The organism is Hydrocoleum sp. CS-953 (assembly GCF_002260545.1).
GTDB lineage: Bacteria > Cyanobacteriota > Cyanobacteriia > Cyanobacteriales > Microcoleaceae > Trichodesmium.
Map to the genome: position 1 here is coordinate 1 of NZ_LGSU01000579.1, position 3713 is coordinate 3713.

General features: G+C 33.6%; 2 protein-coding genes. Both read right to left on the reverse strand.

Translation table 11 applies throughout. The features are described from left to right. On the reverse strand, positions 1-571 hold a 571-nt coding region (locus tag AFK68_RS06295; protein ID WP_143437618.1), incomplete at its 3' end, for an ABC transporter ATP-binding protein. 1385 nt (positions 572-1956) lie between these two features. Continuing rightward, positions 1957-2937 (reverse strand): chlorophyll synthase ChlG, encoded by a 981-nt coding sequence (gene chlG / locus AFK68_RS06310; RefSeq protein ID WP_094672039.1) that lies wholly within the window; start codon positions 2935-2937, stop codon positions 1957-1959. Positions 2938-3713 lie beyond the last annotated feature (776 nt).

Here is a 3713-nt window from a genome sequence, read left to right on the forward strand (position 1 = left end):
AAGTTATAGCAATCGCAATTGCTAGATGCCAATTACTGATTAAAAAATAAATAAAAACGACAATAAAAGCAAAGCTATCAATTAGAATTGCAATTAAATTAGAATTAAGTAATTGCCCGACAATTTCTACATCCCTTCCTAATCTTAATATTAATTCCCCAGTACGTTGATTTTCAAAATAACTAATGGATAAAAATTGAAGATGTTGATATAACTGTACGCGAATACTTTTAACGGTGTTTTCTCCAAAGATTTTTATCGCATATAATTGTAGAAAAGATAGTACACCTCCTAAGAAACTCATCAATAGGATAAGTGCTGCTACCCAAGGCAACATATTAAATTGTTTTTCCGGAATAATTACATCAATAACATAGCGATTAATTTGAGGAACAAAGAAAGTAATAAATGAAGCCAAAATTGTTAATAATATGCCTATGAAAAATGGTGTTTTATGTGGTAAACCATAGCTAAATAGGCGCAGGTATAAATTCTGGGATTCTACTTTTTCCTCTAATTTTTCTACGTTAACCTGAGTTGGAATTTTGTCAATTGTATTAGATTTTATCATGTCTCAAGCTAATTAAGGTACAGTTGCTCTTCTTATTTTATAGCGCTAGGGAATAGGGAATAGGGAACAGGGAACAGNGGGAACAGAAGACTGTAAAAGGGTTTTCCTACGGAATGCTGCGCAAACAGGATTTAAAAATTTCCTAACCTATTTGCGTAGTGCTATATACTCCCTATTGATCAAGTTGCTACAATTTAGGGACGTTGTATGCAACGTCCCTACTAAAACAAACAAATTTTGTACCTCACCAGATTTAATGGATAATGGATAATGGATAATGGATAATGTAAGCATGCAGCCGTCAGCTACCAGCTATCAGCTATTCTTTTTGGAGCGTGTTTGAAAGTTTACTGAGCCAGATATTAAGTATTACTAAAAGTCGGCTGCTTTGATTTTAAAGTCTATTAAATTCATTTAATATCCCTAAGCTCTAATTGCTGAGAGCTGACTGCTAATAGCTGAATGCTTACTTGATAATTGATAATGAAAACTATTTCTTATTTGTCAATGCTTTGATATTTAATCAGCAGAGCAATAATTATCCATTATTAATTATTAACATCTTCTTATACTTAAGATAGACTTTTTTTGTCGGGTGCATCTCATATAGCAATCCTATTTTATTTGTGTATAAAAACCTTACCGCTTTCAGGGAAAAGGGAAAAGGGAACAGGCAGGAGTTTCAAGTTTTTTATCTACTTTTTGATTACCCGCGACCTATTTAGGATTGCTATGTTTGCAAAAATACTTTTTTTCTCTTCCCAGTTAAGAGTTAAGTTTTCCCTAAAACCAATAAATTTTTGGCTTTCTTCAAAATTGAGATACACCCTTTTTATCATTCTATGAAATCTAGTTGATTTTGTATCTTGAAAATTCAGAAAAGAAAGAAGTATAAATGTTGCAGACAATATTCCTAATTCCTACATTAAAATTTTTAGCCTTCTTACCTAATTATTAATAATTAATTATTAATAATTAAATAATTCTGGTTTAAAGCTTCCCCTTGGATAGGGGAAAAAGCGGTCGTTTGCGGAGCATTCCGTCAGGATGGGATGGCGAGGAAACCTCGCCATATCCAATTGACCAAGAGAAAAGTGCTAGGATATTTCCTTATCTTCAATCAAGAAAGGTTTTAACCAGAGGTAATTATCNAAATTTGGGTAGTTACGCCTCCTCTTTTAAGGGTATAAAAAGCGGTCGTTTGCGGAGCATTCCGTCAGGATGGGATGGCGAGGAAACCTCGCCATATCCAATTGACCAAGAGAAAAGTGCTAGGATATTTCCTTATCTTCAATCAAGAAAGGTTTTAACCAGAGGTAATTATCAATTATCCATTATCAATTATCAATTAATGAATTCTTCCTTCTTCCTTGCTGATAACTGAATTAAACTCCTGCATGACCTAAAGCTAAACCTGTAATTAACATTCCTAATACTAAAAAAGGTTGAGCGCTTGCTTGATATTTCACATCATTTTCTAGAGGGTTTCTCAGAAAATACATATCTTGAAAAGTAATCTGAGGAATTACCATCAACAACAAAATAACAGCATACAAATTTTCTTTAATGCTAATTAAATAAGCTGCTACTCCAGCTTGAAAAATATCAATCATTAATACACATATCCAAGCAGCAGTACCAATACCAAACATTACAGGTAAAGATTTTAAACCTAACTTTTCGTCTCCTTCTACACTCTTAAAATCATTAACTACCGCAATTCCCAATCCAGCAAAACTATAAAACAAAGTCAGAATTACAATAGTTAAATTTAACTCTCCAAATAAAGCATGACCAGTCCACCAAGGTAAAGCAATATAACTAGAACCTAAAGCATAATTTCCCAACCAACCATTTTGTTTTAACTTCAGTGGCGGTGCCGAATAAATATAAGCTATAAATGCACCAAATAAACAAAGCACAGTAATCATTGGAAATTCGTGACCAACTGACAAATCTAGGAGATATGATAAACCAACTCCTGCTAGTAACAAAACAACAATTTGAGTGACAACTTGAGGAATAGAAATTGCACCAGAAGGAATAGGTCGATAAGGTTCATTAATAGCGTCTATTTCCCGGTCATAAAAATCATTTAAAGTTTGTGTATAACCAGCCATCAAAGGTCCTGCTAATAACATACAAGCAGCAGAAATCAAGAAATTTTCTAGATTCCAACTATAATTTCCTGAAGATGCAGCACCACAAACTACCCCCCATATTAAAGGAATCCAAGTTATCGGTTTCATTAATTGCAGGCGGATCTTCCAAATATTAGTTTCTCCACTTGCAGCACCTTTCATTCCTAATAATTGTCTGGTTTTAGCAGTGCTATTTTCAACTTTTTCTTGTTCTTGATTAGTCATTTTTCATTGGATTATTTTGATTAGCAAAAACAATTATATAGAACTTACGCACCCCAACCAAGAAACCGGGTTTATTACCCTAATTTAATGCTTGAATGGCTTTGTTGCATGAAAGTATATAGCTGTCGCACTTGCTCCACATATGCACAATAATAACGTGCTGAAAGTGCTATAACTATTGTCCAATAGATGAATAGAACATCAATGTTTAAAGTAAAAAGGCTGAAAATTTTGCCTGTAAAGCCTTTGAGGTTTAATTGTCTACCCATAACTATTGGACAATAGATGAATAGAATATCAATAATTACGAAAGAGAGCGATATAGCTGCCCAATGGATGCTCTATCCCCACTTTCATGCACCAAAACCTGCTTGAATTGTAAATTTTAGTTCATAAACCCAGTTTCTGCTATGGGTTGTAATATTTTACCGTAGGGGTTTGGTTTCCAAACCCTAAATTAGTTGTTTGATTAATACAGCGCTTCCCGTTATTATGAGGTAGGATAACTGTACTTTTGACATGGTAAATATTTTGTGTTTGTTCCTCTACTCCCTACAACCTTAAATCGTTGTACCTCATAGCTTCGGAAAATGCTGTATCTCTGAAAATTACTATAAAATTTTGACTAAAGTAAAAAATCAGGACTTACCCAGATGTACTATATATAGAGTCAAAAAACTATAACGTTATAGTTTTGAACACTATATACATGGTCTTTGCGTAAGTCCTAAAATTAATATTTTTTCCTACTCCCCATCACCCCACACTCCCCACAC